Source organism: Bacillus sp. DNRA2, from assembly GCF_012843265.1.
Taxonomy (GTDB): Bacteria; Bacillota; Bacilli; order Bacillales; family Cytobacillaceae; genus Bacillus_BU.
This window is the reverse complement of the sequence record NZ_JABAIT010000051.1, coordinates 1-7,271: the sequence shown is the minus strand read 5'-3', so window position 1 is coordinate 7,271 and position 7,271 is coordinate 1. Positions and strand designations below refer to the sequence as shown.

Genomic DNA, 7,271 nt, shown 5'->3' with positions numbered 1-7,271 from the left:
CCTGACTTTTTTATTTATTTCATTAATCTAGTTCGAATCTTCTCATCTTGGAACAGGCGGGATTGGGTTGCATAAAACCACTTTTTCAACAGCCTGAAATTCTCCGCTTATGAATTCTCATATCTTCACGAAAATCAACAATGGGCAAAAATAAATGCAAACTCTCATTGCACAGATTAAACTCGCCTCGTACTACTGGGCTGCAGTGGTTATATCATGTAAACTGATTCTGTTCACAAAGAGCACAAAAAGACAGGATTGGAAGTTATTTCGGTGATAGAATGAGTTTAAGGAGTTGAGGCGTGTGGCATTAGTAGAATCACTGCAGCTAGCGATTGATTATATGGAGGAACATCTTCTCGACAATATCACGATTGAAGATATAGCAAAACGGGCCACTCTATCCCCGTATCACTTTCAGCGTACGTTTATGATTTTAACAAATTTATCAGTTGGAGATTATCTACGGCGGCGCCGCTTGACATTAGCCGCACAAGAATTGGCCAATACTGAGAACAAGGTGATTGATGTTGCCCTTAAATATGGCTACGAAACTCCTGAAGCATTCTCAAAAGCGTTTCGCAAACAGCATGGCCTCACCCCGAGTGAAGCACGAATAGGCAACGGAAGTCTCAAATCTTATAACCGCCTGATGATACAGGTAAGTTTGAAAGGAGCCGAACCAATGAAATACAAAATGATTGAAACAGGTGCTTTCCAAGTGGTAGGAATTAAAGAGAACATTTTTTGTGGTACTAAGGATACTGATGCCACGATTCCAAAGCTGTGGGGAAAAGTCGCTCAAGATGGAACGCTTCAAACATTAGCTGGTCTGAATAATGGACCTATTGAAGGAATATTAGGGATTACCGATAATTATCAAGCAAGTGACGATACGATGGACTATTGGATCGCTACTGCCTTTAGCGGAGAGCATGTACCAGATGGATTAACGAACCTTGAAATTCCCGCTTCAAAATGGGTCGTATTCGAGGTAGAGGGGCCGATTCCAGAAGCCATTATTGATACATGGAGACAAATTTTTTCGGAATGGTTCCCATCCAATGGCTACCAACCTGCAGATATCCCTTCATTAGAAGTATATCTTGGTGAATATCCGAATCCATCATGTGAAATTTGGGTACCGATTAAGTAATTGGGTATTTGAGATTAAGTTACTATGTATTGATCCCGGACCATGTAAGGGGGATAGAAACCTTGTATATTTTGCTAATGTATGGGTTCTTTCTAATTGGCATTATCGTGATTTTTATGGTTTCAGCAAAGTTTAATTTTAATTCGAAACAGTATTTGCTAGCTGGATTAGTGATGTATATTGTTAGTTTCCTAGGCAGCTGGTCAATTGGACTCTACTTGCTTGTATTTCCATTTATTTTACTAATATTAGCTTTGGCACAGGGATTAGGTTTATTTACAAATAATTGGAAGTTACTATTGTTTACTGTTCTCGGAATCATTCTATGGTATTTAAGCATCAATCATATTGATGATGCTTTGTTGTTCTTCCCGTTTAGATGGTTGGTTTAGTGATGATTTTTTCTAAAAATAAAACTAGAATACGATAATTCGAAACGGGCACCTAAGAACTTTTTCCTTGGGTGCCCGCTTGTTTTACTGATGATTGGATAAATAACATACAGCAGCTTTATTCAAATAGTAGGCATAACCGATTTGTTGTTGTTCGAGCATGTTTCTGTGAAACTCATCCGATAAATCAACATCATATTCGTTCTTTAAATATTCATTTTGCTCCTGTAGGGCTTGTTCCCACTCTTGTTCCGTTTCAAAACCTTTGAACATTTTTTCCATTTCAAGTTCAACTCCTTTTTCAGCACTGTCAATTGATACGTTGATAGTTTCGACTAAACGATTGAATCTCGTTATTTTTTGCAGTAATAATTGCTTTTGACTCATCAACGTTTTTTCCCAATCGACCTTGCCATCCAGTAATTGTTTGATTTCTTTGAGAGGAAAATCGAGCTCTTTGTAAAATAGAATCTGCTGCAGGCGCTCAAGGTCCTTTCTTCCATATAAACGATAGCCGGCTTCCGTCGTTTGTTCTGGAATTAACAGACCGATTTTATGATAATGATGCAGCGTTTTGACCGTAATATGAGCGTTGTTTGCAACTTCTTGAACTGTGTACATTCTTCTCTCTCCTCTCAATGATTTGATGATAAAGTATGTCCTTAGGTCAAAGTCAAACAAAAAATGGAGTCCGTTTTACGATCGGACACCATGGCCTTTATTTAGGTAATAAAGCGAGTTTTTAGATAGTTATGGACATTGGTTCCTTTATTTACTGAAAATGTATCGTTTTCATAAAGTTTTGTAGCAGATAGAGGCTTGTATGTCCGATCCATTTTCAAATGAGTGTTTTTTATGAAAATAGCTGATTCAATGTCCACTAAAGTTTTATTTTTACAAAAAAACGAAGGGATTCTCCCTTCATTAGCATTTTGAGATATCATTGTAAGATAGAAGTTTTCTGTTAAGGGGTGTGCATGTAGTTGAATGAACAAACAAGAATATGTGCAGAAATCATAAATCGTGCCAAAAACATCGTTGTATTGACAGGTGCTGGTATTAGTACAGAGTCGGGGATCAAGGATTTTCGCTCTCGCACTGGTATTTACCAACTGGCTCCAGAAACGATACTGTCAATAGATTATTTTTATCAGCATCCGGAACAATTTTATCAATTTGCTTTTGAGCATCTTTATCATCCTAATGCTATGCCGAATGATGGACACAGGATTTTAGCAAAATGGGAAAAACAAGGTTGCTTAAAATCCATCATCACCCAAAATATTGATGGACTTCATCAAAAGGCAGGCAGTGAGCATGTGATTGAATTTCACGGAACGATGAAAACAGCTACTTGTCAAAATTGCCGGACCAAATATAGCGCGGACGAAATGGTTCTGCGCCAAAGTAAAATGTCCGACTTTTATGTATGCGATAAGTGCCAAACGCGACATATACGTGATCGCTTCATCAAACCCGATGTAGTTCTTTTCGGTGATACGGGCGAATGGTTTACCGAAGAGGGTTTTGGTTCAATTCTCGGCCAAATCGAACAAGCTGATTGTGTTATGGCTCTCGGGAGCAGCTTAAAAGTCACTCCTTTTTCTCACTTTCCCGAGTACAGAATGCCTGGAGTCCCGCTGATTATCATCAACATTGGAGATACGAGATATGATTCTCAAGCTGATACCTACGTCATTCGCAAATCAATCGGGGAGTCCCTAGCACAAATAGATAACAATTTGAACTAAAGTGCGTCAAAAAAGGTACCTGGCACCGCCCGAATTTTCTTGTTTCACATGTATTTTTTTACAATTCTCCAGCTAAGTTAAAGACCCCCATTCTGAGTTACTTAATTCGGAATAGGGGTCTCATTGTATATTGCATTATAATCTACATGGTTTTCCACTGAAAAAAGTCATGCGGTTACATGACTTTTTTTCGTGATTTATCCATCTTCTCTATCAGAATTTTTTAAATGAGATATGTCTGCTTCTTCACCAAATTCAGTTCCATAATTTAGCCTACCATAATTACTCCTATTGTCTGCCTCTTCGTTAACATTGGTTTCTCCCCATTGTTTGAATAATAGGGATAAACAGATTAACCCACTTAGCCCAACAAGACTATAAATTACTCGTGATAAAAAGGAGTCTTGTCCGCCAAATAATGTTGCTACCAAATCAAAATCAAATAAACCGATTAATCCCCAATTTATAGCTCCAATAATAACTAATGTTAAAGCTATTTTTTGTAAAGCTTTCATGAACATGTCTCCTTTAATTTTGATTGTATTTTTATCATCTCTATAAATGGGGATATCATACAAAAATTTAGTGAATAAAATTAATTCTTTAAAAAATTATCTGGACATATTAACCGTAGGAGGTGAGATGATTATATGAAAGAGAAAACGGAATCTTCTCAAACGATAGAAATAAACAGTAGTTCAGAAAGCTACGAAAATGATCGACATAGTCAGAATGCTAAGGCAGCAGCAGAGCTAGAACCACTGACGCCAAGAATAAGTACTGATGGTCTATAAAAGGCGATTGAATCGGTGACAGGCACCACCCGAATTTTCTTGTTTCACAGGTTTTGTTTCACAGCTTTTGATTAGAAAGAAGTAGGAGGTTCAAATTCCCACTTCTTTTTAGTTTCTTCAAGGTTTCTAAACAGGTCTAATTACAACTGGCTTACCTCTTGATTACAAAGCTTTTTTCAAGATTGATTTGCCGAAATGTTTGCTCTCGAATTTCTCAGGACTGTTCTTAATCCACCACTTTTCTTAAAGAAACCCTTTAACAGTGTCACTGTTCCATAACATGCGGTCACATCAAGCAATTCTTGGTCTGTATGCTCATATTTATATCCCGCTGAAAGATTCACACTTTGGATTCCATGACCAGCCCAAATTCTCGTATCACTGCTTCCACCAGGACAAACAGACCAACCCTCAAGTCCTTCAGCAACTGCAACATTTTCAAAAATCTGTCCATAAAGCTCGTCACAAAATGGAATGGAGCCACCACATGAAGTTACGATATCCCCATTTCCACGGCGATCCACAACGATCGCAGCGTCAGTACCCCACAGAAAATAGTCATCCACCTTTCTTGCCCCTACAAGTCCACTTTCCTCTTCGACTGTGAAAATAAACTTTACTCGACCAGAAAACGTCGAGCAGCAATTTAAGAATTCTGCTAGTTGGAGGATGACAGCAACTCCAGCCCGGTCATCAGCACCCAGTATCCCATTGCTGCTAGTCCAGATCCGTCCATTCTTCACAATTTGACGGCCAACCTCAAAATCTATCACCGTATCTAAATGAGCATTTAATAAAATCGTTGGTCCATTTCCACTCCGATAGGTTTTCTCTGCTAAAATATTGCCGGCACAATCCACAGTAAGATGGTCGACATGTGGTCTCAATTTTTCCATAACAAATTGTCTCACCGCAGCTTCTCTACCACTTTCTCCTTGGATCATTAAAAGCTCGTCAAGCATCAGCCGGAATAATTGTTCTTTTAAAAAATCACAACCTTTTCCAATCCAAGCCACCTCAATTAGACTTAATTTCTCCGCTAAATCAAGCAACTCACTCTGACTAAACGGTAATGAAAGATGATAATTTTCTCCCTCATTACGAGTGTGCACCCGTTTAAGTCCCATTGCTAAAAATAAATCTGAAAGTTCCTCCACTTTCCTGGATTTAGTCACCAATATAAAGGCAGCTCTTTTTCCGTGACCATCACAGGACATGGTGGTTTGGAATCCAAGTCGAATAAGTTGACGAACGATTCCGGAGATGTACAAATCTAGATTACGAACCTCTGGAATATCGACTCCAGGGCGGGCCCAAATATCTTGACGTCCTCGAAACATTCTATCGACTACTTTCAACCACTGTTCCTCTGAAACTGCCGGACTGGAAATGGTTAATTGTCCACTTTCATACGCATATGCAACCGATAACCGATCTAAATTCTCTAAAAGAAAAGTTACATTTTCTTCCGTCTCTTCCGTACAATTGAAAATATTCCTTTCCAACTCTTCCACCATAAACCCTTGTCGAATGAATAATTGATTCCATTTTTTCATCAATATCATCTCCCTTTTGTTTATGGCTTAAGTATAAAATAACTGGTGTGACACCCCCGTCACACCAGTTTTCTCAAAACCTATATTCCATTTCCTCGTCCACGCGATACATGATGATAAATCGCAATGAACGGTCAAAGTAGTAGGAGGGTTCTTCATTGCGAGCAGCATGAATAATCGGTGGTATTTCACAATTTTCTAGTTTTTCATACAAGCGGCTGAATTTTTTTCGAAAAGCCGCTTTTTTAATCAGACCATCGTGATGGGCATTCGGAAAGTATTTCTGTAATGAAAGTCTAGTTGCTGGTTTATTTTCCGAAGTATAAATCAACAAATGACGCAAAATATCCGCTAGTTCTTGGCTTAGTGTTTCGGGATTACCATTATAATCAAGCTTGATATTCCGATCATTTAAGTAAAGTAAAATCGTGTCAGTTGGTCCTTCATCGATGATTCGTTCGCACTCAGCCTTTGAGCAAGTTGTTTTACTATCCTGGGTGATTTTATAAAAAGCATTCTGTTTTAGGTATTCTTCAAAATTGGCCAGACTTAGAAATAATGAGGAGAATTCATAATTCGGAAGCTCAGCTTTACCCTGAGCAGGCAATTGGCTGATTTTTTCATAAGTCTGTTTAGCTATGTAAAGTGCACTATTGGTTAAGTATAGGTGCGCGTTGAGCAGTTGCTGTTCATTTAATAGATAACGTTTGTCCCGATAAATTTGTTGCGTTGTTAAAGCCTTCTCAAAATGGCTTTGGGCTATTGTGAATCGTTGATCTTTGTATGCTAAAAATCCTAACCGATAAGCCGCAATTGGATTAGACGGATCATATCGAAGTGCCTCTTTCAATGTATGTTCGGTAGCACGTGGGTCCTTTTGGTCCTTCATTTTTAAAAATGTGCCATAGTTGATTAAATTGTATAGCAGTTGGTCTTTTAGAGCATTTAGATGATTAATATCTCCATTTTTCTCTCTAACGTTTCGCTGCATTCTCTTGTACATCTCTTCTAAAACGGCAATTATGTGCGGTAACAATGAGTATTCACTGTCGTCAATTTTATCATTTAGTTCGGTTTCATAATCCTCTAGTTCTTGGAATGACATGTCTCTGAAATTCAAGTTTAACCCTCCTCGGTTAGCGTTTTGTTTCAAAACGATTTCTAGCTATTTTAATGTTTACATAATCATATTACCGTCAATAATATTTTTTCGAGATTTATGTTTGAAATGAAATGATTATTCAAACCTTTTTATTTTTCTAAACAACAAGAACGATAACATTCCTAATAGAATATAGATTATGACTGGAGAAATCATGGTCCCCATATTGTACCAACTTGAAATAGGTAGAATAATTGCTATTGAAGATAATAAAAATCCAAATATCAAAATTCCTTTAAAAGTTGAGTCAACTACCCCCACTGAGGTGAATCTTTTCAGTGGGGGCTTGAGTTCGAACTCTAGGTCTTCTCGTCTATTGCTAGACTGTTTGACGCTCTAGAATTCATGCCACCTCACGGTTGACACCCCAAGTTATTTTTTGGTCGGTACTGGCGACGAGCTATCGTTTTCCCACTTGCACCCTCCCTACCATGAGTTAAGGTTCTCCGAATGGATACGG

General features: G+C 38.2%; 8 protein-coding genes. 4 read left to right on the top strand and 4 right to left on the bottom strand.

Annotated features, from left to right (window positions below):
- Positions 1-304: 304 nt before the first annotated feature.
- Both HHO41_RS21665 and HHO41_RS21660 read left to right on the top strand, forming a co-directional pair.
- On the top strand, positions 305-1,156 hold the full coding sequence (locus tag HHO41_RS21665) for a GyrI-like domain-containing protein (RefSeq protein WP_169102605.1): 852 nt from the start codon (positions 305-307) through the stop codon (positions 1,154-1,156).
- Positions 1,157-1,218: 62 nt separating this feature from the next.
- Complete coding sequence (locus HHO41_RS21660; RefSeq protein WP_169102603.1) at positions 1,219-1,548, top strand: hypothetical protein; 330 nt, start codon at positions 1,219-1,221, stop codon at positions 1,546-1,548.
- 84 nt (positions 1,549-1,632) lie between these two features.
- On the opposite strand, the gene HHO41_RS21655 is transcribed toward HHO41_RS21660, so the two are convergent.
- Entirely contained in the window at positions 1,633-2,169 is a 537-nt protein-coding gene (locus HHO41_RS21655; RefSeq protein ID WP_169102601.1) for a MerR family transcriptional regulator, read from the bottom strand.
- A 362-nt stretch (positions 2,170-2,531) separates the two neighbouring features.
- On the opposite strand from HHO41_RS21655, the gene HHO41_RS21650 reads away from it, so the two are divergent.
- The gene (locus tag HHO41_RS21650) at positions 2,532-3,299 is read left to right on the top strand and encodes an NAD-dependent protein deacylase (protein ID WP_169102599.1); all 768 of its coding nucleotides are present in this window, start codon (positions 2,532-2,534) and stop codon (positions 3,297-3,299) included.
- A 197-nt stretch (positions 3,300-3,496) separates the two neighbouring features.
- Here the strand turns inward: HHO41_RS21650 and HHO41_RS21645 are convergent, their stop codons facing one another.
- Positions 3,497-3,814 (bottom strand): DUF378 domain-containing protein, encoded by a 318-nt coding sequence (locus HHO41_RS21645; protein ID WP_169102597.1) that lies wholly within the window; start codon positions 3,812-3,814, stop codon positions 3,497-3,499.
- Between the two features lie 135 nt (positions 3,815-3,949).
- On the opposite strand from HHO41_RS21645, the gene HHO41_RS21640 reads away from it, so the two are divergent.
- Positions 3,950-4,093 (top strand): hypothetical protein, encoded by a 144-nt coding sequence (locus tag HHO41_RS21640; RefSeq protein WP_169102595.1) that lies wholly within the window; start codon positions 3,950-3,952, stop codon positions 4,091-4,093.
- Between the two features lie 176 nt (positions 4,094-4,269).
- Here the strand turns inward: HHO41_RS21640 and HHO41_RS21635 are convergent, their stop codons facing one another.
- Positions 4,270-5,649: a M28 family peptidase gene (locus HHO41_RS21635; protein WP_169102593.1), complete on the bottom strand. Its 1,380-nt coding sequence runs from the start codon at positions 5,647-5,649 to the stop codon at positions 4,270-4,272.
- Between the two features lie 73 nt (positions 5,650-5,722).
- Entirely contained in the window at positions 5,723-6,769 is a 1,047-nt protein-coding gene (locus HHO41_RS21630) for a tetratricopeptide repeat protein (protein ID WP_169102591.1), read from the bottom strand.
- Between the last annotated feature and the right edge of the window lie 502 nt (positions 6,770-7,271).